At 65.7% G+C, this 23,038-nt stretch carries 23 protein-coding genes; 16 read left to right on the top strand and 7 right to left on the bottom strand.

Features of this window, described 5'->3' with window-relative positions:
* Nucleotides 1-48: 48 nt before the first annotated feature.
* The 5 genes from ntrX to dusB form a co-directional block, all read right to left on the bottom strand.
* Nucleotides 49-1,470 carry a nitrogen assimilation response regulator NtrX gene (ntrX, locus tag ACU0BR_RS13525; protein ID WP_446157361.1) on the bottom strand — a complete coding sequence of 474 codons (1,422 nt, stop codon included), beginning with the start codon at nt 1,468-1,470 and terminating at the stop codon, nt 49-51.
* On the bottom strand, nt 1,467-3,743 hold the full coding sequence (locus ACU0BR_RS13520; RefSeq protein WP_446157368.1) for an ATP-binding protein: 2,277 nt from the start codon (nt 3,741-3,743) through the stop codon (nt 1,467-1,469). Before ACU0BR_RS13520 ends, ntrX begins: the two co-directional genes overlap by 4 nt.
* A gap of 99 nt (nt 3,744-3,842) precedes the next feature.
* Nucleotides 3,843-5,219 (bottom strand): response regulator, encoded by a 1,377-nt coding sequence (locus tag ACU0BR_RS13515; protein ID WP_446157360.1) that lies wholly within the window; start codon nt 5,217-5,219, stop codon nt 3,843-3,845.
* Nucleotides 5,219-6,316 carry a two-component system sensor histidine kinase NtrB gene (locus ACU0BR_RS13510; RefSeq protein ID WP_446157359.1) on the bottom strand — a complete coding sequence of 366 codons (1,098 nt, stop codon included), beginning with the start codon at nt 6,314-6,316 and terminating at the stop codon, nt 5,219-5,221. The genes ACU0BR_RS13515 and ACU0BR_RS13510 overlap by 1 nt, the downstream gene beginning before the upstream one ends.
* Nucleotides 6,313-7,305, bottom strand: a complete 993-nt coding sequence (dusB, locus tag ACU0BR_RS13505; protein ID WP_446157358.1) for a tRNA dihydrouridine synthase DusB — start codon at nt 7,303-7,305, stop codon at nt 6,313-6,315. Before dusB ends, ACU0BR_RS13510 begins: the two co-directional genes overlap by 4 nt.
* Before the next feature lie 229 nt (nt 7,306-7,534).
* Between dusB and ACU0BR_RS13500 the strand changes: the two genes are divergently transcribed.
* From ACU0BR_RS13500 to ACU0BR_RS13485, 4 genes are all read left to right on the top strand, one after another.
* The gene (locus ACU0BR_RS13500) at nt 7,535-8,689 is read left to right on the top strand and encodes a bifunctional 2-C-methyl-D-erythritol 4-phosphate cytidylyltransferase/2-C-methyl-D-erythritol 2,4-cyclodiphosphate synthase (protein WP_446157357.1); all 1,155 of its coding nucleotides are present in this window, start codon (nt 7,535-7,537) and stop codon (nt 8,687-8,689) included.
* Nucleotides 8,686-9,177: a phosphatidylglycerophosphatase A family protein gene (locus ACU0BR_RS13495; protein WP_446157356.1), complete on the top strand. Its 492-nt coding sequence runs from the start codon at nt 8,686-8,688 to the stop codon at nt 9,175-9,177. The genes ACU0BR_RS13500 and ACU0BR_RS13495 overlap by 4 nt, the downstream gene beginning before the upstream one ends.
* Nucleotides 9,174-9,692, top strand: coding sequence for a CinA family protein (locus tag ACU0BR_RS13490; protein ID WP_446157355.1), 519 nt, complete (start codon nt 9,174-9,176; stop codon nt 9,690-9,692). The genes ACU0BR_RS13495 and ACU0BR_RS13490 overlap by 4 nt, the downstream gene beginning before the upstream one ends.
* A gap of 151 nt (nt 9,693-9,843) precedes the next feature.
* A complete protein-coding gene (locus ACU0BR_RS13485; protein ID WP_446157354.1) occupies nt 9,844-11,043 on the top strand; it encodes an ammonium transporter in 1,200 nt (399 codons plus the stop codon).
* Between the two features lie 12 nt (nt 11,044-11,055).
* Here the strand turns inward: ACU0BR_RS13485 and ACU0BR_RS13480 are convergent, their stop codons facing one another.
* A complete protein-coding gene (locus ACU0BR_RS13480; RefSeq protein ID WP_446157353.1) occupies nt 11,056-11,499 on the bottom strand; it encodes a type II toxin-antitoxin system RatA family toxin in 444 nt (147 codons plus the stop codon).
* A 70-nt stretch (nt 11,500-11,569) separates the two neighbouring features.
* On the opposite strand from ACU0BR_RS13480, the gene hpt reads away from it, so the two are divergent.
* From hpt to ACU0BR_RS13460, 4 genes are all read left to right on the top strand, one after another.
* Nucleotides 11,570-12,133 (top strand): hypoxanthine phosphoribosyltransferase, encoded by a 564-nt coding sequence (gene hpt / locus ACU0BR_RS13475; RefSeq protein ID WP_446157352.1) that lies wholly within the window; start codon nt 11,570-11,572, stop codon nt 12,131-12,133.
* Between the two features lie 34 nt (nt 12,134-12,167).
* Complete coding sequence (locus ACU0BR_RS13470) at nt 12,168-12,353, top strand: hypothetical protein (protein ID WP_446157351.1); 186 nt, start codon at nt 12,168-12,170, stop codon at nt 12,351-12,353.
* Nucleotides 12,354-12,504: 151 nt separating this feature from the next.
* On the top strand, nt 12,505-12,981 hold the full coding sequence (locus tag ACU0BR_RS13465; RefSeq protein ID WP_446157350.1) for a c-type cytochrome: 477 nt from the start codon (nt 12,505-12,507) through the stop codon (nt 12,979-12,981).
* 216 nt (nt 12,982-13,197) lie between these two features.
* Nucleotides 13,198-14,106 carry a c-type cytochrome gene (locus tag ACU0BR_RS13460; protein WP_446157349.1) on the top strand — a complete coding sequence of 303 codons (909 nt, stop codon included), beginning with the start codon at nt 13,198-13,200 and terminating at the stop codon, nt 14,104-14,106.
* Nucleotides 14,107-14,161: 55 nt separating this feature from the next.
* Here the strand turns inward: ACU0BR_RS13460 and lipA are convergent, their stop codons facing one another.
* Nucleotides 14,162-15,112, bottom strand: a complete 951-nt coding sequence (gene lipA, locus ACU0BR_RS13455) for a lipoyl synthase (protein WP_446157348.1) — start codon at nt 15,110-15,112, stop codon at nt 14,162-14,164.
* Nucleotides 15,113-15,275: 163 nt separating this feature from the next.
* On the opposite strand from lipA, the gene guaA reads away from it, so the two are divergent.
* From guaA to ACU0BR_RS13415, 8 genes are all read left to right on the top strand, one after another.
* Nucleotides 15,276-16,844 (top strand): glutamine-hydrolyzing GMP synthase, encoded by a 1,569-nt coding sequence (gene guaA / locus ACU0BR_RS13450; protein ID WP_446157347.1) that lies wholly within the window; start codon nt 15,276-15,278, stop codon nt 16,842-16,844.
* 7 nt (nt 16,845-16,851) lie between these two features.
* Nucleotides 16,852-17,751 carry a DMT family transporter gene (locus tag ACU0BR_RS13445; RefSeq protein WP_446157346.1) on the top strand — a complete coding sequence of 300 codons (900 nt, stop codon included), beginning with the start codon at nt 16,852-16,854 and terminating at the stop codon, nt 17,749-17,751.
* 167 nt (nt 17,752-17,918) lie between these two features.
* Nucleotides 17,919-19,031, top strand: coding sequence for an OmpP1/FadL family transporter (locus ACU0BR_RS13440; RefSeq protein ID WP_446157345.1), 1,113 nt, complete (start codon nt 17,919-17,921; stop codon nt 19,029-19,031).
* A 113-nt stretch (nt 19,032-19,144) separates the two neighbouring features.
* Nucleotides 19,145-20,017, top strand: a complete 873-nt coding sequence (locus tag ACU0BR_RS13435; protein WP_446157344.1) for an ATPase — start codon at nt 19,145-19,147, stop codon at nt 20,015-20,017.
* Nucleotides 20,018-20,045: 28 nt separating this feature from the next.
* Nucleotides 20,046-20,963: a homoserine O-succinyltransferase gene (locus tag ACU0BR_RS13430; RefSeq protein ID WP_446157343.1), complete on the top strand. Its 918-nt coding sequence runs from the start codon at nt 20,046-20,048 to the stop codon at nt 20,961-20,963.
* Nucleotides 20,947-21,933, top strand: a complete 987-nt coding sequence (locus ACU0BR_RS13425; protein ID WP_446157342.1) for an alpha/beta fold hydrolase — start codon at nt 20,947-20,949, stop codon at nt 21,931-21,933. The genes ACU0BR_RS13430 and ACU0BR_RS13425 overlap by 17 nt, the downstream gene beginning before the upstream one ends.
* 48 nt (nt 21,934-21,981) lie before the next feature.
* Nucleotides 21,982-22,851, top strand: coding sequence for a polyphosphate kinase 2 (gene ppk2 / locus ACU0BR_RS13420; protein ID WP_446157341.1), 870 nt, complete (start codon nt 21,982-21,984; stop codon nt 22,849-22,851).
* A partial coding sequence (locus ACU0BR_RS13415; RefSeq protein WP_446157340.1) for a TetR/AcrR family transcriptional regulator occupies nt 22,844-23,038 on the top strand: 195 nt, incomplete at its 3' end. The genes ppk2 and ACU0BR_RS13415, both read left to right, overlap by 8 nt.

Below are 23,038 nucleotides of genomic sequence, written 5' to 3'. Positions count from 1 at the left end.
CGTTCGCAGCCGCCGCCCGGCGCGTTTGCGCGTGCCGGGGCTCAGGCTTCATTCGTTGGGCATGTCCGCGTCGGCGTCTTCCTCGACGCGGGCGACGCGGGCGCCGGTCTTGCTGGTGGTCACCACGTTCAGCGACTTGAGCTTGCGGTGCAGGGCCGAGCGTTCCATGCCCACGAAGGTGGCGGTGCGGCTGATGTTGCCGCCGAAGCGGTTGATCTGCGTCATCAGATACTCGCGCTCGAACAATTCGCGCGCCTCGCGCAGCGGCAGCGTGGCGAGGCCCGCCGACAAAACCACCCTTTCGCCATCCGTCGGGCTGGGGTCCGAGGACGGCAGCTCGCGCACGTCGATCGGGCCGCTGTCGGGGCCCAGGATCAGGATGCGCTCCATCACATTCTTCAACTGCCGCACGTTGCCGCGCCAGATCATCGTCTGCAGCAGCGCCTGCGCCTCCTCGCTCAGCGGGCGCAGCGGCAGGCCCTGCGTGGCGTGAAGCTGTTCGAGGAAATACTGCGCAAGTTCGGGGATGTCTTCGCGCCGCTCCTCAAGCGAGGGCACCGCGATCGGCACCACGTTCAGCCGGTGATAAAGCTCCTCGCGGAACCGGCCGGCGGCGATCTCCGCGCGCAGATCGCGACTGGTGGAGGCCAGCACCCGCAGATCGACCCGCACCTTGTCGATGCCGCCCACCCGCAGGAATTGCTGGTCGACCAGCACCCGCAGGATCTTGGACTGGGTCGCCATCGGCATATCCGCGACCTCGTCAAAATAGATGATGCCGCCATGCGCCTGTTCCAGCAGGCCGGGCTCGACCGCGCGGTCGGCGCTTTCCTTGCCGAACAGCACGTCTTCCATCCGCTCGGGCTCGATCGAGGCGCAGGCGACGGTCACGAAGGGCTGACCGGCCCGATGCGAATGCGCGTGGATAAAGCGCGCAGCCACCTCCTTGCCGCTGCCGGCGGGGCCCGACAACATTACCCGGCCGTTCGACCGCGTGACCTTTTCCAGATTGGATCTCATCGTCTTGAACACCGCGCTCGACCCGATCATCTCGCTCGGTCCGGCGTCGTTGCGGCGCAGCTCGGTATTTTCCCGCCGCAGCCGCGAGGTTTCCATCGCGCGGCCCACCACGACCATCAGCTGATCGATGTTGAACGGCTTTTCGATGAAATCATAGGCGCCCTGCTTGATCGCGGCCACGGCGATCTCGATGTTGCCATGCCCCGAGATGATGACGATCGGCACATCGGGGTTGTCGCGCTTGACCGTCTTGAGGATGTCGATGCCGTCCATCTGGCTGTCTTTGAGCCAGATATCCAGGATCATCAAACCGGGCTGCGTCCGGTTGATTTCGGCCATGCAGTCCTCGGAATTGGCGGCGACGCGGGTGACATAGCCCTCGTCTTTCAGGATGTCCGAGATCAGCTCCCGGATGTCTTTTTCATCGTCGACAATCAGAATATCGCTCATTGCTCTCTCTCTGTCATTTTTATTGGCTGCCCCCGGCGGTCGGCGGCGGCAGTGTCGGCAGGCAGGGTGACGACGGCCATCGCCCCCCGGTGCCGCGCATCGTCGAATGCAGGTGCATCGGTCAATTCGAGGCTTCCGCCGTGTTCTTCGATGATCTTCTTCACGATGGGCAGACCCAGCCCGGTGCCTTTGTCGCGGGTCGTCACATAGGGTTCGAACAGCCGCGCGCGGTCCGGGGGCAGGCCGATGCCGTTGTCGCAGATGCGGATGATCACCGCATCCGCGGTCTCCTCGGCCGAGACCCGGACCTGTGGCTGGTAGTCTTCGGGTGACTTGCCGCTTTCGATGAACGTTTCAATGGCTTCGCCGGCATTTTTGATCAGGTTGGTCAAGGCCTGCGAAATCATGGTCGAATCGACCTCCTGCATCATCGGATGCGCGGGGATATCGGCGATGATCGGCACCGGGTCGAGCGCGGGGCCCTGCAACATGACCGCCTCGCGCAGCAAGGTGGCCAGATCGGTCTCGCGGCGCTCGGGCTCGGGCATGCGGGCGAATTTGGAAAATTCGTCGACGATGCGGCGCAGGTCGTTGGTCTGGCGCACGATCACGTCTGTCATCTGACCCAGCTGTTCGGCCTGATCGCCGACCAGCGGCTTGAACTTGCGCGCCAGCCGTTCCGCCGACAGCTGGATCGGGGTCAGCGGGTTCTTGATCTCATGCGCGATGCGCCGCGCAACATCGCCCCAGGCGGCCATGCGCTGCGCGCTGACCAGGTCGGTGACATCGTCGAAGGCCACCACGTAGCCCTCCAGCGCGCCCTTGGCGTTGCGCCGTTCGCTCATGCGCACCAGCAGGCTTTCGCGCCGACCCTGCCGGTTGAGCTTCAGCTCCTCCTGCGTGGTTTCGCGCCGCCCGGTCTGAAGCACGTCGAGCAGGCGCTCGAATTCGGGAACCACCTCCGACAGGCCCTGCCCCAGCCCCGTGTCCTGGTCGAGATCGAGCAGCCGCTGCGCGGAGCGGTTCAGAAAGTCGATCTTGCCGCCGGCGTCCAGCCCGATCACGCCGGGCGTGACCGACGACAGCACCGAATCGAACAGCCGCCGCCGCCGGTCGATCTGGCGGTTGTTGTCGAGCAGCGTCTCGCGCTGCGCCTTGAGTTGCAGCGTCATCTGATTGAAGATCCGGCTGAGCATGGCGATTTCGTCATCGCCCTTTTCCTCGATCACCTGCACATCCAGATCGCCCGCGCCCACACGCTGCGCCGCGCCGGTCAGACGCCCCACGGGGCGCGACAGCCGCTCGGCGAACCACAGCCCCAGCCAGATCGCCGCCAGGATCAGGATGACCGCGAAACCGAGGTAGAGAAGCCCGAACTCGAACACCAGGCGCCCGCGGTCGCTTTCGAGCTGCTGGTAAAGCGCGACGGTCGCCTGGGTCTCATCGAGCAGGCTGAGGATCTGCCCGTCCACCGAACGCGAGACATACAGATATCTGTCGACATAAGGTTTTAGATGAACAAGCGCGCGGAACTCATTGTTTGTCCAGTCTTCTATGAATACCGTGCCCTTTTCTCGCGCCTGACGCAGCTGGTCCTGCGAGGGCTGTTCGAAATCGAACAGATAGCTGCGTTCGCCGCGCGCGCGGATCTCGCCCGCGCCGTCGATCACATAGGCTTCGCGCAATCCGCGCTGCACCTGCGCCTGGCCCTGCGTCAGCAGCTGGCGCAGGTTGCCATCGGACATGAAGAACGTCGATTGCTTGGCCACGTTGAGATAGGCCGCAAGCGCCTCGGCATCGGTTTGCAGGTCCTGGCGATGTTCCTGCGAATAGGCCTGCGCGGCGCTGAGCGAGGTGCCCACCACCTGCCGCACCCGATCGGAAAACCACCCCTCCAGCCCGACATTGACGGTCAGGGTCGCGAAGACCGCGACGAGGATGGTGGGGATCAGCGCGACGACGGCGAACACCCCCGTCAGCCGCAAATGCAGTCGTGATCCCGCGGATTTGGCCCGCCGCGCCGAGATCATCCGCGCCACGCGCTGCGCGACGAGCGCGGCGATCGTGAGCACGTAGATCAAATCCGACAGCAGGATCAGCCGCAGCGCGCTGGAGGTCGACCCCAGCTCGAGCGGGCCGAGCGCCTGATAGGTCGCGATGGTCAGGATCGGGCCCAGGACGACCAGGCCGAAAGTCGCCGCGTTCTGAACCCGGCGCTGCCTGCGCAGCGTGTTCAGCCTGTTCCAGGTCGCGGTCTGCACCGGGCTGCGCACGATTACCCCCAATTGTTACGGCCTTGTCCTCGACCGATTTCCACACACGCGTGACGGGCACTGCCCAGCCTCGGCAGCAATGCAATCACTGTTGCGGTTTTACATCAATTTGCGGCGGCGTGTCACGTTAATATCGTGCTCGGTGATTTTCTTGCGCAGCGTATTTCGGTTGATCCCGAGAAGATCCGCGCATTTGGCTTGGTTGCCGCCGGTCGCCTGGAGGGCGATCTCGATCAGCGGCACCTCGACCTCGCGCAGGATGCGCTGGTAAAGCCCCGGCGGCGGCAGCACGCCGCCATGCAAATCAAAGTAGCGGCGCAAGTGCCTGTCAACACAGCCGGAAATCCTGTCGGCGTCGCCTTGTCCAGACAGCGATTCAACCGCCGGCTGGGTGCTGAGGACGGCCTCGACCTCCGCCTTGGCGATGACATCTTCGGCGGCGGTGACGATCAGACGGCGCACGCAATTTTCCAGCTGCCGCACGTTGCCGGGCCAGCTGTACTGGCGCATCAGCTCAAGCGCTTCTCCGCTCATGCGGCGCAGCGGATGGCCCGCACGCTCCGCCCTTGCCAGAAAATGCATGGCGAGAAGTTCGATATCGTCGACCCGTTCGCGCAGCGCAGGTACGGAAATCGTGACCCCGCCCAACCGATAGAACAGATCCTGGCGAATCTGTCCCGACTCCAGCTTTTCGGCCAGCCCTTTCTGGGACGTCGCCAGCACCCGCGGCGCGTGATCGTCGAAACTGTCCAACATGCGCACGATCCGCGCCTGTGCCTCCTCGTTCAGATCCGCGATCTCGTCGAAGAGGATCGCGCCGCCGCGCGCCTGCGACACGATCGTAGCCGCGCTGTCGACGCTGGTCAGATCCGCGGCGCCCACGGTGACGAACGGCAGGTTGCGCCGGTCGCTGAAATCGTGGACGGCGCGCGCGATCAAGGATTTTCCGGTGCCGTTCTCGCCGGTGATCAGCACCGGCAGATCGGTGTTCATCACCTTGGCCACCAGCCGGTAGAGCGCCTGCATCTGCGGCGTGCGCCCCACCAGCGGCAGATCGTCGAATTCCGCCGCCACCGGATCGGCGGGCGGCGCGCTCTGGCGGGCGGCCTTGCGCTTGCGTTCCAGCGCGCGGGCGGCGCGTTTCATCAGGTCGGGAAGATCGAAGGGTTTGGGCAGATAGTCGTAGGCCTCGGCCTCGGCGGCCTGAATAGCCGTCATGATGGTGTTCTGCGCCGAAATGATGATGACCGGCAGCCCCGGACGTTTCGCCCCGATCTGCGGCAGGGTGTCCAGCCCGTTGCCGTCGGGCATGATGACGTCGGAAATCACCAGATCGCCCTTGCCCTCATCGATCCAGCGCATCAGCGTCATCAGCGAGGATGTGGCGTGCACCTTGCACCCCGCCCGCGTCAGCGCCTGGGTCAGCACGGTGCGGATGGTGCGATCGTCGTCGGCGACAAGAACGGTTCCGTCCATCAGATATCTTCCCTTGCTTGGCCATCGTGGCCGGCCCCGGGTTTCGGCGCGACCGGCAACGACAGGCGGAACACGGTGCGCCCCGGCGCGCTTTCGACCGCCAGCCAGCCCTCATGCTCGGCCACGATCTTGGCCACCAGCGCCAAGCCCAGGCCGGTGCCGTTTTCGCGCCCCGACACGAAGGGCTCGAACACCTCGCCCGCGATGTCGGGCGGCAGCCCCGGCCCGTCGTCGATAATCTCGATCTGAAGCGGCACGGCCGCGCCGGTGCCGTCCTTGCGCCGCACCCGGATCGCGGGATCATAGAAGGTGCGCAGCGTTATGGTGCCGCCCGAGGGGCTTGCCTCGGCCGCGTTCCTGAGAAGGTTCAGCAAGACCTGCAACAGCTGGTCGCCATCCGCATGGGTCAGCGGCAGCGAGGGGTCGTAGTCTTCCTTCAGCCGCATATGGGCGGCAAAGCCCACCATCGCGGAGGTTCGCGCGCGATCCAGCAGATCGTGCAGGTTCAGCGCGCGGCGTTGGGGGCAGCGCAGGTCGCCGAATTGCTCGACCTGTTCCAGCAGCTTCACGATGCGCCGCGATTCCGCGACGATCAGGTCGGTCAGCTCTCGATCGCGCGGCGCCAGCCCCATCGACAGCAGCTGCGCGGCGCCGGTGATCCCCGCCAGCGGGTTCTTGATTTCATGCGCCAGCATCTCCGCCATGCCGATCGCGGAGCGCGCGGCGGTCTTCGCCTGCATCGCGCGGCCCAGCTTGTCGGCGATCTCCCGCGGTTCCAGCAACAGCAGGATCTGGCCGGGCATCTCGGCCACCGGCGCGATTTGCAGGTTGCAGGGGCGTCCCGTCCGCGCCCGTGCGCCGACCTCGACATCGTTTACGAAAAGCGGCGCGTGGCTGTCGCGCACCCGTGCGAAGCTTTCCCTGAGCGGGGCGTCCGCAAGCAGCCGGTCCCAGATGCTGGCGCCGCGCAGCGCCCGCGCGGACGCATTGAGGAAAAGTTCCGCCGCGGGGTTGATCGCCCGGATCAGATCATCGCCGTCCAGCAGCAGCGCGGGCACGGGCAGCGATACCCAAAGGCTATCGGGCAGCAGGGTCATGCGGCGGCGGCCTTTTCGGCGCGCTGCGGATCGCACCATTCGCGCAGCAGGCGCAGCACCGTCCCGGGCGCGGTTTCGGTCAGGATCGCGCGGCGCAGCGCCGGGTCGGGCGCGCCCCCGTCAAGATACCAGCCCAGATGCTTGCGCGCGTTGCGCCCGCCCAGCGCCGGGCCGTAGAACTCCAGCATCGCCTGGTAATGCGCGCCGATCATGGCGGCCAGCGCGGCGCCTTCGGGCACTTGCGGCGCGGGCGCGGCAAAGAGGTCGGCGGCGATCTGCGCCAGCAGCCATGGCCGCCCCCGCGCGCCACGGCCCACCATGACACCGTCGGCGCCCGACAGGCGCAGCGCGCGGGCGGCGGTGGCGCTGTCGGTGATGTCGCCATTCGCGATGACCGGGATCGAGACGGCGCGCTTGACGTCGGATATCGCGGCCCAATCGGCATGCCCCTTGTAGAACTGGCAGCGCGTGCGCCCGTGGATCGTCAGCATCGCGACGCCCTCGGCCTCGGCGCGGCGCGCGATTTCGGCGGCGTTGAGCGTGGCGTCATCCCACCCCAGTCGGGTTTTCAGCGTGACGGGCACCCGCACCGCCCCCACCACCGCACGGATCAGCGACAGCGCGTGGTCGGGGTCGCGCATCAGTGCGGAGCCAGAGTAGCCGCTGGTCACCTTCTTGGCCGGGCAGCCCATGTTGATGTCGATGGTCGTCGCGCCCTGCGCCTCGGCGATGCGGGCGGCCTCGGCCATCCAATGCGCCTCGCGCCCGGCGATCTGCACGGCCGTATGGGCCCGACCGAAACCGAGCTCCGCCTTCGCGCGGACCGAGGGCTTGGCCTGCACCATTTCCTGGCTGCCGATCATTTCGCTGACGACAAGCCCCGCGCCGAACCCCGAGACGAGATCGCGGAACGGCAGGTCGGTGATTCCGGCCAGCGGGGCCAGAAAAACCGGCGGAGAGCGCAGCAGATGTGCCACTTTCACGGACAAACGCCTAATCCTTGTGCGAACAGCTTTTCGACTACCGCCCCCTCAGACGAAAGGCAAATCGCGGCGGCCTTGTCAGGCCTTGTCAGGGCACCCGCGCAGCATATGCCTATTTTTTGGGCAACCATAGCGGCAATAGCGCGGCGGTTGCCACTCCGATGCGCAGGTCATAAACAAATTCGCGATAGCTCGTCGTCCTTCCGCACGAGCCGCTGACCTGCCGGAGCCGCACATGTCCTTCACCGCCATCATCGTTGCCGCGGGGCGCGGAACGCGCGCGGGCGGGTCCCTGCCCAAGCAGTACCGGATGCTGGCGGGGCGCACGGTGCTGGCCCGCACGATCGATCTTTTTGCCCGAAACGATGCGGTGCGCCAGATCGTGGTGGTGATCCACCCCGGCGACAGGGCGCTTTTCGACAGGCTGGTGCGCCCTGCCCTGCCCGTCGATCCGGGCCGCGACATCACTGTCGTCACGGGCGGCGAAACGCGGGCGCTGTCGGTGCGCGCCGGTCTGCACGCCAGCACCGGCACGCGCGTTCTGATCCACGACGCGGCGCGTCCGCTGTGCCCGGAGGCGGTGATCGGGCGCGTCGCGGCCGCGCTCGATCATGCCCCGGGCGCGGCGCCCGGTCTGCCGGTCACCGACGCCTTGTGGCGCGGCAGTGCGGAGCGCGTGGCGCAGATCCAGCCCCGAGAGGGGCTTTTCCGCGCGCAGACGCCGCAGGGCTTTGACCGCCGCGCGCTGCTGCGCGCCTATGACAGCGCGCCCGCGGATGCGGCCGACGATGTGGCGATCGCGCGGGCCGCGGGGCTTGACGTGCGCATCGTCGAAGGGGCAGAGGACAATCTCAAGATCACCGGCCCCGAGGATTTCGCACGGGCCGAGAAACTGTTGAGGGGCGCGCAGGTGGATATACGGGTGGGCAACGGCTTTGACGTGCACAGGTTCGGGCCGGGCGACGCGGTAATGCTTTGCGGTGTCGCGGTGCCTCACGCGCGCGGGCTTCAGGGGCATTCGGATGCCGATGTCGGGATGCACGCGGTGACGGATGCGATCTACGGCGCGCTCGGCCAGGGCGATATCGGGCGCCACTTTCCGCCCAGCGATCCGCAGTGGAAGGGCGCCGCGTCGGAGATCTTTCTGCGCCACGCCGTCTCGCTGGTCACAGCGCAGGGGTTCACATTGGGCAATGCGGATTGCACCCTGATCTGCGAAGCGCCCAAGATCGCACCCCATGCGGAGGCTATGAGACGCAAGATGGCAGAGCTTATGAATATCACGCCCGATCGGGTCAGCGTGAAGGCGACCACCTCCGAAAGGCTGGGCTTCACCGGCCGGGAGGAAGGCATCGCCGCCCTGGCGACCGTGGCGCTGGTGCAGGCATGAGCAAGCTTGTCGCGACCGTCTTCGGCATCGGATATCTGCGCCCGGCTTCCGGCACATGGGGCTCGCTTGCGGCGATTCCGCTGGCGTGGCTGCTGCACGTCTACGTAGGATTTCCCGGCTTCGCGCTGGCCACGATCGTGGTCTTCGTCGTCGGCTGGTGGGCCACGGCGGACATGACCCGGGGAACGGACAACCACGATCCATCCGAGATCGTGATAGATGAGGTCGTCGGCCAGTGGATCGCGCTGTGGCCGCTTTCGGCCGGGCTGTGGCACGCCGGCGTCGATCCCTGGATCTTTCCCTATCCCGGCTGGGTCGGCGCGTTTCTGATGTTCCGGCTGTTCGACATCTGGAAACCCGGCCCCGTGGGTTGGGCCGACCGGCGCAACGACCCCTATGGTGTGATGGTCGACGATGTCTTCGCGGGGGCGCTGGCAGCGCTGGTCGTGGCGATCGCCGCGGGCATCGCGCATGGCGTCTTCGCATGAGCACCGCCGCTGCGATCCTGACCGCCTGCCGGGCGGCGGGACTCAAGGTCGCGGCGGCCGAAAGCTGCACCGGCGGTCTGGTCGCCGCCGCCCTGACCGAGATCGCGGGCTCCTCCGCGATGTTCGAGCGGGGCGTGGTCACCTATTCCAACGCGGCCAAGCAGGAGCTGCTGGGCGTGCGCGCCGCCACGCTCGATCGCGTGGGCGCGGTCTCGCCCGAGGTCGCGCGCGAGATGGCCGAGGGTGTGCTTGCACGTTCCCGCGCGGATCTGGCGGTTTCGGTGACCGGCATCGCGGGCCCGGGCGGGTCCGAGCACAAGCCCGAAGGACGGGTCTGCTTTGCCATCGCCCGGCGGGCGGGGCCGTCGGCTCGCCCCGCATCGCCCCGGCTCGATGCCCTGTGGTCGGAGACGGTGGAATTCGGCGCGCTGGGCCGCGCGGGCGTGCGCGCGGCGGCTTGCGAGCACGCGCTGGCGCTGCTGCTGCGCGCCGCAGGGGACTTCTCCAGTCGATGAATAAATAGGCGCCGCGACGATTTCGCGCTCCTTTAACCGGCAGTTGCGGTTTTGCTCAACCGACAGGCGGCATGGGGCCGTCTTGCCTCTTTCCTCCGCTTTGGCGCGACGCTTAGTCCGCTACTGCAAAGCAAGGAATGAGGACTTTCCGATGAACAGCGGTGATACTGCCTGGATCATGGTCGCGACGGCGCTCGTGCTTTTCATGACACTGCCGGGGCTTGCCCTTTTTTACGGCGGGCTGGTGCGCGCGCGCAACGTGCTGAGCGTATTCATGCAGTGCTACGCCATCGCCTGCCTGATGAGCATCCTGTGGCTCGCAGTCGGCTATTCCATCGCCTTCGGCGGCGGCGGCGGCGGAGGCGGAGTTTGGGGCGGAATCTGGGGCGGGCTGGGCAAGGCCTTTCTGACCGGCGTGACGGCCGACAGCCTGGCGGGCACCCTGCCCGAGGTGCTGTTTTTCGCGTTTCAGATGACATTCGCGATCATCACCCCCGCGCTGATCGTCGGCGCCTATGTGGAGCGTATCGGCTTCGGCTTCGTGTTGCTGTTTTCGGGGCTGTGGATGGTGCTGGTCTATGCGCCGGTGGTGCATTGGATCTGGGGCGGCGGGTTTCTGGCCGACGGCGGCATCTTCGGGGCGACGGGCGCGCGCGATTTCGCGGGCGGCATCGTCGTGCATGAAACCGCCGGGCTTGCCGCGCTGCTGGTGGCGTTTTTCCTGGGGCCGCGCCGCGACCGGACCAAGCCGCCGCACAATCCGGGTTTTGTGATGATCGGCGCGGCGATGCTGTGGGTCGGCTGGTTCGGCTTCAACGGCGGCTCGCAGCTGGCGGCGGACGGCGGCGCGGCGATGGCGCTGGCGGTCACGCATATCTCCGCCGCGGCGGCGTCCCTGACCTGGGCCTTCTGGGAGCGTTGGAAATACGGCAAGGCCTCGCTTGTGGGGATCGTCACCGGCACCATCGCGGGTCTGGCGTCGATCACGCCGGCCTCGGGCTTCGTCGGTCCGGTGGAGGCGCTGGTGATCGGCGGCATCGCCGGCATCCTGTGCCAGGAGGCCGTGAACCTGATCCGCAACCGGATCAAGCTCGACGATACGCTCGACGTCTTCGCCGTGCACGGCGTCGGCGGCATCTTCGGCACGCTGATGATCGCGGCCTTCGGCGCGGGCAGCTGGGCCGCACAGTTGGGCAGTCTGGCGATCGTCGGGCTGTTTACCGTGGCGATGACCACCATCCTGATCAAGCTATGCGCCGCGATCACCCCGCTGCGCGTCGATGCCGAAACCGAGACCACGGGGCTGGATCTGGCGGCGCATGGGGAGCGCGCCTACGATCACGTCTCATAGGGCGCAGCGGCATTAGCCGTAAAGCGCGGCTGCGCGTCGTTCGAAGGCCCGCACGACGCGTTGCATCGCCTCGTTGAACACGACGCCGATCACGCCTTGCAGCACGCGGTTGCGGAACTCGAAATCCACGAAGAAATCGACCTCGCAGCCGCCGCTCACATCGCGAAAGGCCCAGTTCGATTTCATGTAGCGAAACGGCCCGTCCAGATATTCGGTGTCGATTTTCATCTGCTCGGGGAAGAGCGTCACGCGGCTGCCGAATTTTTCCCGGAAGACCTTGAAGGAGATCACCAGATCGGCCTCGATCACCTCCGCCTCCTGCTCGAACCGCTGCGAGCGGATGCGCGCGGCGACGCACCAGGGCAGGAATTCGGGGTAGGACTGGATATCGGCCACCAGATCGTACATCTGCTGCGCGCTGTAGGGGAGTTTGCGGGTCTCTGAATGGGTTGGCATATCGGTCCGTTTCGGCGTGACACTGCTGGTTGATGTCGTAGAATATCGTCGGAAAATCAAGTGAGACGGCATGACACAGCCCAAATACGCCGCCAAAGGCGCCCCCGGATACGTCATAGACGAAATGATTTCGGCAAAATCCATCGCCGCGCGCATCGAGGAACTGGCGAGGGAGATCCAGAAGCGGTTTCACGACACCGACAAGCTGGTGGTGGTGGGGCTGCTTCGGGGCTCTTTCGTGTTCATCGCGGATCTGGTGCGCGAGCTCGACCTGCCGGTCGAGGTCGATTTCCTGGAGGCTTCTTCCTATGGCGACGGCATGGAATCCTCGCGCGAGGTGCGTATCCTCAAGGATCTGCGCGGCGAAATCGGGGGCCGCGACGTGCTTGTGGTCGAGGATATCGTCGACACCGGCTTTACCCTGCACCATGTGATCCAGCTGTTGCAGACGCGCAATCCCGCGCGGATGGAGACCATCGCGCTGCTCGACAAGCCCAGCCGCCGCGAGGTCGACGTCAAGGCCAGCTGGACCGGATTCGAGATCCCCGACGAATTCGTCGTGGGCTATGGCATCGATTATGCGCAGCGCAACCGCAACCTGCCCTATATCGGCAAGGTCAGGTTCATCCGATGACCCGCCCGCGGCTGCCGTCTGCGGGTATCCGCCGATGAATTACCGCTGGCTTCTGCGCATGTCGCAATGGGCGCGCAATCCGCCCAGCTGGCAAAAGGTGGCGCTGGTGTTGGCGATTGTCGCGCTCAGCCTGCTTCTGGCGCTTTATGAGCATCTTTGGGGATGGCCCGAGTGGCTGACCGTCAACGGCAGCCCGCGCGGGCGGCTTCCGCGGTTTTGATCGGCCGGGCGCCAACAGGGCCCGCCCTGCGCCTTTCGGCGCAATGGCCGTTGGCGCAATAAAAATATTCGTCGTATCCTTTGAATCTGTCGATCCTGTCCGGGGTCGGATCGTCGATCTGCCCCGGCGTTTTTTTTGTAGGAGATTACGAATGAGCTTGTCCAGATCGATCCTTCTCGGCGGCGTGGCCGCTTCGCTTGCCGCGGGTGCGGTGTTGGCCGCGGCACATGGCAATTCCGCCGCCGAAGCCGCGATCAAGGCGCGTCAGGCGCATATGAGCCTTTATTCCTTCAATATCGGCACGCTGGGCGGCATGGCCAAGGGCGCGGTGGAATACGACGCGGCAAAGGCCAGCGCCGCGGCCGCCAATATCCTCGCGCTGAGCAAGCTCGATCAAAGCGGCTACTGGGTCGAGGGATCGTCCACCGACGACATGATGGAAACCGACGCCCTGCCCGCGATCTGGACGGACATGGCCGATTTCAACAAGAAGATGGAAAATTTGACGGCCGCCGCCACCACGATGGAAGGCGCCGCCGGTCAGGGGCTGGAAGCGCTGCAAACCTCGATGAAAGAGCTGGGCGGCGCCTGCGGTGCCTGCCACAAGGCCTATCGCAAGCCCGAGTGATCGGGTCTGCCTAGACTGCCGCGGCGGCGGCCGCTTGACAAGGCGGCGGCCGCGGCATCAGATCCACGCCGTCGCGGCCCGGTTCGCAATCCGGTTCTCGATCCGGTGCGCGACCCGGTTTGCGGCGGTGTCCGAAGGCGCATGGCGTATCGGACGTCGAAGGGGGGCCGCCTCGGCACCGGGCGATCGGATTGAGAGGCCAGCAAGGGAAAAACGATGCGCAATGCGACACTCTCGCTGATCGGCTATGCGCTGCTTGGGGTGATGATCGTGGGTCTGGGGGCCTATTGGATCGCGACCTCGCCGGGCAGGTCCGACGCCATGACGTTGGCCGGGATCAAGGCCGACGTGGCGGCGGGAGAGCAGGTATTCTGGGCCAGCGGCTGCGCGACCTGCCACGTGACCGGCGGCGACACCACATTGGAGGCCAGCCTGCAACTGGGCGGCGGTCGGGCACTCACGACCGAGTTCGGCACGTTTTACGTGCCCAACATCTCCTCCGACGTCCAGAACGGGATCGGCGGCTGGACGCTGGCGGAATTCGCCACCGCCGTGCGGCAGGGCGTATCGCCCGAGGGCACGCATTACTACCCGGCCTTTCCCTACGCCGCCTACAACAAGATGAGCGACGCCGATCTGGTGTCGTTGTGGGCCTTCGTGCAGACCCTGCCGCCGGTGGACACGCCCTCGCGCGCGCAGCAGGTCGACTTTCCTTACCACATCCGCCGCAACCTGGGCGTGTGGAAGCTGCTGTTCGTGCGGCAGGACTGGGCGGTCACGGGCGCGTTGAGCCGGCAACAGCAGCGCGGCCGATATCTGGTCGAAGCGCTGGGCCACTGCGGCGAATGCCACACGCCGCGCAACGCGCTGGGCGGGCCCGAGCGGGCGCAATGGCTGGCCGGCGCGCCCAATCCCAACGGCAAGGGAAGCATTCCCAATATCACCCCCGCCAAGCTGGACTGGAGCGAGGCCGACATCGCCGCCTACCTCAGCAGTGGCTTTACCCCCGACTACGACACCGCGGGCGGCGAAATGGCGAGCGTGGTGGAAAATATCGCCCATCTGAGCGATGACGACCGGCTGGCCATCGCATCCTATCTGAAGGCGGTGCCGCCGGTCGAGTGAGCAGGTGGCGTGAGGGAGCCTCCGGCGGGGATATTTCTGACCAGAAGAAGCGCGCTCAGCCAGCGCCGAGTCTCGCCATCCGCGCGGCGCGCAGGCGGGCGAAATCGTCGCCCGCGTGATAGGACGAGCGGGTCAGCGGCGTGGCCGAGACCATGAGGAAGCCCTTGCCGTAGGCGGCCTTCTCGTAGCCCGCGAATTCCTCGGGCGTGACGAAACGGTCGACGCGATGGTGTTTCGGCGTGGGTTGCAGATACTGGCCAATGGTCAGGAAATCGACGTCGGCCGCGCGCATGTCGTCCATCACCTGGCGCACGGATTGCGCGTCTTCGCCCAGGCCCACCATGATGCCCGACTTGGTGAACATCGCGGGGTCCAGCTCCTTCACCCTTTGCAGCAGGCGCAGCGAGTGGAAGTAGCGCGCGCCGGGGCGAACGGTGGGATAGAGGCCCGGCACGGTTTCGAGGTTGTGGTTGAAGACATCGGGTTTCGCCGCCACCACCACCTCCAGCGCGCTTGCGTCGCATTTCAGGAAATCGGGCGTCAGCACCTCGATCGTGGTGCCGGGCGCCTGCCTGCGCGTGGCGCGGATGGTCTGGGCGATATGCTCGGCCCCGCCGTCGGCCACGTCGTCGCGGTCGACGGAGGTGATGACCACATGGTTCAGCCCCAGCTTCTTGACCGCATCGGCCACGCGCCCCGGCTCGAACACGTCGAGCGCGTCGGGGCGCCCCGTCGCCACGTTGCAGAAGGTGCAGCCGCGGGTGCAGATCTCGCCCATGATCATCATCGTGGCGTGGCCCTGGGACCAGCATTCGCCGACGTGGGGGCAGCCGGCTTCTTCGCAGACGGTGACAAGCTTGTGCTCGCGCATGATGTCGCGGGTTTTCCTGTAGCCCTCGGAGGTGGGGGCCTTGACGCGGATCCATGACGGCTTTTTCGGCTGTGCATTGTCGGCGCGATGCGCCTTTTCGGGGTGACGGCCTTCGGGGAGTTTCAGATCGCGCATGGGATACCTCGCATTTGCAGCCCTATTTAAGGGGTTTCGCGCCGAATGTAACGCCGGAATCGCGGGCCGCGCGCGGGGGGCCGCCATGCGCGGCGCGCAAGGCGGTGCCGCAATGCCCCGATGGCGGCTTGCGTGGCTGCGGCGGCGGGCTTAAAGCAACGCCATGACCGATCTTTCCCGTGAACACGACCGCCTTTTGATCATCGACTTCGGCAGCCAGGTGACGCAGCTGATCGCGCGCCGCCTGCGCGAGCTGAATGTCTATTGCGAAATCCACCCCTTTCAGAACGTCACCGACGCCTTTCTGGACGACTTCGCCCCGAAGGCGGTGATCCTGTCGGGGGGGCCTGCCTCGGTGCCCGACGCGGGCTCTCCGCGGCCGCCGGAACGGGTGTTCCAGCTGGGCGTGCCGGTGCTGGGGATCTGCTATGGCCAGCAGGTGATGATGCAGATGCTGGGCGGCACCGTGCTGCGCGGCGAGGGCACGGCGGAGTTCGGGCGCGCCTATGTCAAACCGGCCGAGGAACGGCTGGACCTGATGGCGGGCTGGTTTTTGGAAGAGCGCGAGCAGGTCTGGATGAGCCACGGCGATCATGTCTCGGCGCTGGCGCCGGGGTTTCGCGTCTTCGGCACCTCGCCTTCGGCGCCCTTTGCCATCACCGCCGATCCGGACCGGCATTTCTATGCGATGCAGTTCCACCCCGAGGTCCATCATACCCCCAACGGGCGCTCGATCTTTCAGAATTTCGTGCGCGTGGCGGGGTTCAAGGGCGACTGGACGATGGGCGCCTACCGCGAAGAGGCGATCCGCCTGATCCGCGAACAGGTGGGCGATGCCAAGGTGATCTGCGGTCTGTCGGGCGGCGTCGACAGCTCTGTCGCCGCCGTGCTGATCCATGAGGCGATCGGCGATCAGCTCACCTGCGTCTTCGTCGATCACGGGCTGCTGCGCCAGGGCGAGGCCGAAGAGGTCGTCACCATGTTCCGCGACCATTACAACATGCCGCTGATCCACGCCGATGAGCAGGCGCTGTTTCTGGGCGCGCTGGAGGGCGTGTCCGACCCGGAGATCAAGCGCAAGACCATCGGCAAGCTGTTCATCGACGTGTTTCAGAAACATGCGGCCGAGGTGGGGGGCGCCAAGTTCCTGGCGCAGGGCACGCTCTACCCCGATGTCATCGAATCGGTCAGCTTTTCCGGCGGGCCGTCGGTCACCATCAAGAGCCACCACAACGTGGGCGGCCTGCCCGAGAAGATGGGGCTGAAGCTGGTCGAGCCGCTGCGCGAGCTGTTCAAGGACGAGGTGCGCGCGCTGGGGCGCGAGCTGGGGCTGCCCGATGCCTTCATTGGGCGCCACCCTTTCCCCGGCCCGGGCCTGGCGATCCGCTGCCCCGGAGAGATCACCCGCGAAAAGCTGGCGATCCTGCGCAAGGCGGATGCGGTCTATATCGACCAGATCCGGCGGCACGGGCTTTACGACGAGATCTGGCAGGCCTTCGTCGCGATCCTGCCGGTGCGCACGGTGGGCGTGATGGGCGACGGGCGGACCTATGATTTCGCCTGCGCACTGCGCGCGGTGACCAGCGTCGACGGGATGACGGCCGATTATTACCCCTTCAGCCATGAATTCCTGGGCGAGACCGCGACGCGGATCATCAATGAGGTCAAGGGCATCAACCGCGTGACCTACGACATCACCTCGAAACCGCCGGGCACCATCGAGTGGGAGTGACCGCGCGATGAGCGCCGAGCCCGCCGAAACGCCCGTGCCGCTGTTGCGCGTGGGCCTTTGGATGGTGGGTGCGATCGCGTCGTTCTCGATGATGGCGGTCGCCGGGCGTGCGGTGTCCTTCGAACTCGACACGTTCGAGCTGATGACCTGGCGCTCGTTGGTCGGGCTGGTGCTGGTTCTGGGCGTGTCGAGCGTGGCGGGCACACGCGGGCAGATCCGCTGCCGCAGGCTGGGGCTGCACCTGCTGCGCAACCTGTTTCATTTCGCGGGCCAGAACCTGTGGTTCTGGGCGATCGCGGTGATCCCGCTGGCGCAGGTGTTTTCCTTCGAGTTCTCGACGCCCCTCTGGGTCGCGCTTCTGGCCCCGCTGGTGCTGGGAGAGCGGCTGACCCGCCGAAAGCTGGTCGCGGCCGCGCTGGGGTTCGTCGGCATCCTGATCGTGGCCCGCCCCGATGTCGACGGAATAGCGCCCGGCCAGATGGCGGCGGCGCTGGCGGCGGTGGGATTCGCGGGCTCGGCGCTGGCGACAAAGGTGCTCTCGCGGAGCGAATCGATCACCACGATCCTGTTCTGGCTGACGGTGATGCAGGCGATCTTCGGCTTGATCTGCGCGGGCATCGACGGTGACGTGACGTTACCTTCGGCCACGACATTTCCCTGGCTGGTGGTGATCGGCATGGCCGGGCTGGCGGCGCATTTCTGCCTGACCACGGCGCTGACCCTGGCCCCGGCGACTGTCGTAATGCCTATGGATTTTGCACGTTTACCGGTCATCGCGGTGGTCGGCGCGCTGGTCTATTCGGAACCGCTGGACCCGGTGATATTTCTGGGCGCGGGGTTCATCGTGCTGGCCAATGTGCTCAATCTGCGGCGTGACAGGCCAGGCCTGTCCCGGCCCGTCGCCTGAGCGCGCGGCGGCGGGATTCGCCCGCGTGGCAAGGCCCATGCGCCTACTGTGGCAATAGCACGTCACCTAAGCCAGTGCCGCGCGCGCTGACGTGAGGTCAAATTTGCCGTGCGACCGATCGTCTCCCTATGAGGGATACAGGCTCTACATCCTTGGGAGGATCGCGCGTGAAAAAATACATCATCAGCAGTGCCCTCGTCGCACTGTCTTCGACCGCCGCCATGGCGGGTGGGCTGGACCGCAGCGGCCAGCCGATCGGCCTGTTGTTCGAAAAGGGCAACTACGGTGAGTTTTCCTTCGGGCGCGCGATGCCGAGCCTGACGGGACAGGACTCCGCCACCACCCAGCCCATCGGCAACGTGGCCGATGATTTCTCGCTCGCCGCGGCAGGCGTCAAATACCAGCTGAACGAACAACTGTCCTTCGCGCTCATCGTCGATGAGCCTTTCGGTGCGGATATCCAGTACCCCGGCAACCCCGCGGCCAGCGGGTTGGGCGGCACGACCGCAATCGCGCAAAGCAACGCGATCACCGCATTGGGCCGCTATCAGTTCGGCAACGGCTTCAGCATCCACGGCGGCCTGCGGTCGCAGACGATCTCGGGCGATATCACCCTGTCGGGCCTGGCCTATGGTCCGCTGAACGGCTATTCGGTGAACCTTCAGGAAGACCGCGCCTATGGCTATGTCATCGGCGCCGCCTATGAGATTCCCGACATCGCCATGCGCGTCGCGCTGACCTACAATTCCGAAATCAAGCACGAGCTGAATTCGGTCGAGCGGCTGCGCGGGGCGGTGGTCAACCCCGGCTCGGTCACCGAGGTGCGCACCCCCGAATCCTATGTGCTGGATTTCCAGACCGGCGTGGCCGCCGATACCCTGGTCTTCGGCTCCATCCGCTATGCGAACTGGTCAAAGACGGTGATCTCTCCGCGGGTGTTCAACGCGCGGACACGCGGGCAGAGCCTGACCAACATCGACGACACCATCGACGTGACGATCGGCGTCGGCCGCAAGTTCACCGAGAAGTTCTCGGCCTCCGTGTCGCTGGGCTATCTGACCAAGCAGGACGACGACCTCGTGTCGCCGCTCAGCCCGTCGAACGGGGCCGTGTCGATCGGCCTGGGCGCGAGCTACCAGCTTGAAAAGGTCACGATCTCGGGCGGCGTGCGCTACACCAAGCTGGGCGACGCGCGCCCGGCCACGGCGAACACGGCGCGCGCGACCTTCACCGGCAACGATGCCGTTTCGGTGGGGGTCAAGGTCGGCTACAGGTTCTGACATCGCGAAAACCCGCTTCAGGGCCGGAGGCTCCGCATCCGCGGGGCCTCTTTTGCGTTTGAAAAGACAGCGGTTCCCGGCTAGGCAACGCTCTGTCTAGGGGGATGGCGCACATGATCTATGACACGGCACGGGACTGGACGGCATCGCGGACCAAGCGGGTGCTTTTGTTCGGCATGTCCGGCCTGGGCAAGACCCATGTTTCCGCCATGCTGCGCGCGGCGGGGAACTGGTTCCACTACTCGATAGATTACCGCATCGGCACCCGCTACATGGGCGAGCACATCGTCGACAACTTCAAGGCCGAGGCGATGAAAACGCCGTTCCTCGCGCATCTGCTGCGCACGGATTCGATCTACATCGCGTCGAACATCACCTTCGAGAACCTCGCGCCGCTGTCGAGCTATCTGGGTAAGCCGGGCAATCCCGATCTGGGCGGCCTGCCGTTCGAGGAATACATGCACCGCCAGGACCAGCACCGCCGGGCCGAAATCGCCGCCCTGCTCGACACGCCGCATTTCATCGACCGCGCGCGCAGGCTCTATGGCTATGACAATTTCATCTGCGACACCGGCGGCTCGATCTGCGAGGTCGCCGATCCCGACGACCCCGAGGACGAGGTGCTCAGCACGCTCAGCGCGCATCTGCTCTTTGTCTGGATCGAGGGCAGCGAGGCGCATACCGAAGAACTCGCGCGCCGTTTCGACCGCGCGCCCAAGCCGATGTATTACGACCCCGCCTTCCTGCGCGACATGTGGGCGCGCTATCTCGCGCAGAGCGGCCGGACCGAAGCCGAGGTCGATCCCGACGCCTTCGTGCGCTGGGCCTACCGCGAGGCGATGGCGCACAGGCAGCCGAAATACCGTGCCATGGCCGAAAAATGGGGGCTGACCGTCAGCGCAGGCGATGTCGCGGCGCTGACGTCGCCCGAAGATTTCGAGGCGCTGATCGCACGCAGACTTGAGGATCGGCGCGCAGGCGCCTAAATCACCCGCTCGCTTAGGAAGTCAGCCCATGCCCATCACCATTCCCGCCTCCCTGCCCGCCTTTGACGTTCTTTCGGCCGAAGGTGTGATGGTGATGTCGCAGACCGCCGCCCAGACCCAGGATATCCGGCCGCTGCGCATCGGCCTGCTGAACCTGATGCCCAAGAAGATCCAGACCGAGACACAGTTTGCGCGGCTGATCGGCGCCACGCCGCTTCAGATCGAGCTGACCCTGATCCGGATGAGCGAGCATCAGGCGAAGACGACGCCCTCGGAGCATATGGATGAATTCTACCACGCCTTTCAGGACGTGAAGCATCTGAAATTCGACGGGCTCATCATCACCGGCGCGCCGATCGAACATCTGCCCTTTTCCGCCGTCACCTATTGGGACGAACTGGTCGAGGTGTTCGAATGGACGCAGACCTACGTTCATTCGACCTTCGGCGTGTGCTGGGGCGGGATGGCGATGATCAACCATCTGCACGGCGTGCAGAAACACCTGCTGGAGACCAAATCCTTTGGCTGCTTCCGGCACCGCAACCTCGTGCCCGCCTCGCCCTACCTGCGGGGATTTTCCGACGATCTGGTGGTGCCCGTCAGCCGCTGGACCGAAATGCGCCAGGCCGAAATCGACGCGGTGCCCGGTCTGGTCACCTTGCTGGGGTCCGATCAATGCGGCCCCTGCCTGGTCGAGGACGCGGCGCACAGGGCGCTCTATATCTTCAATCATCTGGAATACGACAGCCACACGCTGAAGGAGGAATACGACCGCGACGTCGCCTCGGGGGCGCAGGTCCGCATCCCCCTGAACTATTATCCTGATGACGATCCCGCGAAAACGCCGCTCAATCGCTGGAGAAGCCACGCGCATCTTCTATATGGCAACTGGATAAACGAAATTTATCAGTCAACGCCGTATAACATAAATGAAATTGGCCGCTAAGATACTCTCGCTCGTCGCGCTCACCTCGATCCTGGTGGGCTGCGGCGCCTATGTCGAAGACCGCGCCGCCCGCAGGGAGGCCACCGCCGAAGCCGACTATCCCCCGCTGGGCCAGCTGATGCAGGTCAACGGCACCACCGTGCACGCCTATGTCGAGGGCAGCGGACCGGATCTGATCCTGATTCACGGCGCCAGCGGCAACATCCGCGATTTCACCTTCGATCTGGTCGACCGGCTGAAGTCGGATTACCGCGTGATCGCGTTCGACCGGCCGGGGCTGGGCTATACCGACCGCCTGCCCGGCTTTTCCGGTGCCACCAACACGCAGTCCGAACCGCCCGCGGCGCAGGCCGATCTGCTGAAAGCGGCCGCCGATCAGCTTGGTGTCCGCAATCCCATCGTGCTGGGCCAGAGCTACGGCGGCGCGGTCGCGCTGGCCTGGGCGCTGCGCTATCCCGACTATCCGGCCGCGCTGGTGCTCGTCTCCGCCGCGTCGGAGCCCTGGGACGGCGGGCTCGGGGCCGCATACGGCCTCATGTCGAGCGCACCGGGCGGGCTGATCGCGGCCCCCCTGGCCACCGCCTTCGCGCCGCGCGAAACGATTGTCGACATGCTGGACGGCATATTCTCCCCGCAGGCCGTGCCGAAGGGCTATGCCGATTACATCGGCATTGAATTGGCCTTGCGCCGCGAGACGTTGCGCGCCAACGCGCAGCAGGTGAATACATTGAAACCCTATCTGCGCCGCATGAAGAAACAGTATCCGACCATCGACATACCCACGGAAATCATCCATGGCACCGCCGACAAGATCGTGCCGATCGAGGTGCATTCCGACGTTCTGGCCACGGAGATTCCGCGCGCGAACCTCACCCGCCTCGAAGGGATCGGCCACATGCCGCATCACGTGGCCATCCCCGAGGTGATCGCCACGATCAATCGCGCGGCATTCCGCGCCGGATTGCGCTGAGACAGCAATGAGCGCTAAGGTTTTCAAACCGCTACAGGAGTCACGTCAATGGCGCTTCCCTTTGACGGCGCGATCAGCGCCTTCCACCGCGACAGCGCGCCCGATGCGCTGAGGACGGCCATCGCCGCGGCGGGCGGCAAGACCATCCTGGGCGAGGATCACCCCTATCCCGACCGGATGAAACGCAGCGACTACAAGGACCAGATGGGCGCGCTTCAGCTGGAACTGGCCAAGCTGCAAGCGGATGTCAAGGCGACCGGCAAACGCGTCGTCGTGGTGTTCGAAGGCCGCGACGCGGCGGGAAAAGGCGGCACGATCAAGCGGATACGCGAAAACCTCAACCCCCGTGTCGCGCGCACCGTGGCATTGTCAAAACCCAGCGAGACCGAGCGCGGCGAATGGTACTTCCAACGCTACGTCCGGCATTTGCCGACCGCGGGCGAAATCGTCCTCTTCGACCGATCGTGGTACAACCGCGCCGTGGTGGAGGCCGTGTTCGCCTTCGTCACCGAACCCGAGCGGGAACGCTTTTTCCATCAGCTTCCGCATTTCGAGCGGATGCTGGTCGATGACGGCATCACGCTGGTCAAGATCTGGCTGAACGTCGGACGCGCCGAACAGCTGCGCCGGTTTCTGGAACGTGAACAGGACCCCTTAAAGCACTGGAAGCTCTCTCGTATCGACGTTGATGGCCTGTCGAAGTGGGACGCCTATTCGACCGCCATCGCCGAGACATTCGCGCGCAGCCACAGCGATATCGCGCCCTGGACCGTGGTGCGCGCCGACGACAAGCGCCGCGCGCGTCTCGCCGCCATCCGCGCCATCCTGTGCCGGCTCAGCTATGGCGACAAGGATGAGGATGTCGCTCATGCGCCCGACCCCCGGATCGCCGGTGGACCGGACATCTGGAATGGTTAAACGCGGCTATCATCACGGCAACCTGCGTCAGGCGCTGGTCGACGCGTCGCTGTCGCTGATCACCGAAAAAGGGCCCACGGGTTTCACCCTCGCGGAAACCGCCAAGCAGGTCGGCGTCACCCCCGCCGCCGTCTACCGTCATTTCGCCGGGCGCGAAGATCTGATCGCCGAAGCCGCGCTGCAGGGG

It is taken from the genome of Brevirhabdus sp., assembly GCF_052826345.1.
The sequence above is the reverse complement of the archived record's forward strand: the minus strand, read 5'-3'. Positions and strand labels throughout refer to the sequence as shown.

Excerpts from the sequence above, each read along its gene's own strand:
- ntrX (WP_446157361.1), bottom strand. The coding sequence starts at position 1,470 with ATGAGCGATATTCTGATTGTCGACGATGAAAAAGACATCCGGGAGCTG.
- ACU0BR_RS13515 (WP_446157360.1), bottom strand. The coding sequence starts at position 5,219 with ATGGACGGAACCGTTCTTGTCGCCGACGACGATCGCACCATCCGCACC.
- ACU0BR_RS13510 (WP_446157359.1), bottom strand. The coding sequence starts at position 6,316 with ATGACCCTGCTGCCCGATAGCCTTTGGGTATCGCTGCCCGTGCCCGCG.
- ACU0BR_RS13500 (WP_446157357.1), top strand. The coding sequence starts at position 7,535 with ATGTCCTTCACCGCCATCATCGTTGCCGCGGGGCGCGGAACGCGCGCG.
- ACU0BR_RS13495 (WP_446157356.1), top strand. The coding sequence starts at position 8,686 with ATGAGCAAGCTTGTCGCGACCGTCTTCGGCATCGGATATCTGCGCCCG.
- ACU0BR_RS13490 (WP_446157355.1), top strand. The coding sequence starts at position 9,174 with ATGAGCACCGCCGCTGCGATCCTGACCGCCTGCCGGGCGGCGGGACTC.
- ACU0BR_RS13485 (WP_446157354.1), top strand. The coding sequence starts at position 9,844 with ATGAACAGCGGTGATACTGCCTGGATCATGGTCGCGACGGCGCTCGTG.
- ACU0BR_RS13480 (WP_446157353.1), bottom strand. The coding sequence starts at position 11,499 with ATGCCAACCCATTCAGAGACCCGCAAACTCCCCTACAGCGCGCAGCAG.
- hpt (WP_446157352.1), top strand. The coding sequence starts at position 11,570 with ATGACACAGCCCAAATACGCCGCCAAAGGCGCCCCCGGATACGTCATA.
- ACU0BR_RS13470 (WP_446157351.1), top strand. The coding sequence starts at position 12,168 with ATGAATTACCGCTGGCTTCTGCGCATGTCGCAATGGGCGCGCAATCCG.
- ACU0BR_RS13465 (WP_446157350.1), top strand. The coding sequence starts at position 12,505 with ATGAGCTTGTCCAGATCGATCCTTCTCGGCGGCGTGGCCGCTTCGCTT.
- ACU0BR_RS13460 (WP_446157349.1), top strand. The coding sequence starts at position 13,198 with ATGCGCAATGCGACACTCTCGCTGATCGGCTATGCGCTGCTTGGGGTG.
- lipA (WP_446157348.1), bottom strand. The coding sequence starts at position 15,112 with ATGCGCGATCTGAAACTCCCCGAAGGCCGTCACCCCGAAAAGGCGCAT.
- guaA (WP_446157347.1), top strand. The coding sequence starts at position 15,276 with ATGACCGATCTTTCCCGTGAACACGACCGCCTTTTGATCATCGACTTC.
- ACU0BR_RS13445 (WP_446157346.1), top strand. The coding sequence starts at position 16,852 with ATGAGCGCCGAGCCCGCCGAAACGCCCGTGCCGCTGTTGCGCGTGGGC.
- ACU0BR_RS13435 (WP_446157344.1), top strand. The coding sequence starts at position 19,145 with ATGATCTATGACACGGCACGGGACTGGACGGCATCGCGGACCAAGCGG.
- ACU0BR_RS13430 (WP_446157343.1), top strand. The coding sequence starts at position 20,046 with ATGCCCATCACCATTCCCGCCTCCCTGCCCGCCTTTGACGTTCTTTCG.
- ACU0BR_RS13425 (WP_446157342.1), top strand. The coding sequence starts at position 20,947 with ATGAAATTGGCCGCTAAGATACTCTCGCTCGTCGCGCTCACCTCGATC.
- ppk2 (WP_446157341.1), top strand. The coding sequence starts at position 21,982 with ATGGCGCTTCCCTTTGACGGCGCGATCAGCGCCTTCCACCGCGACAGC.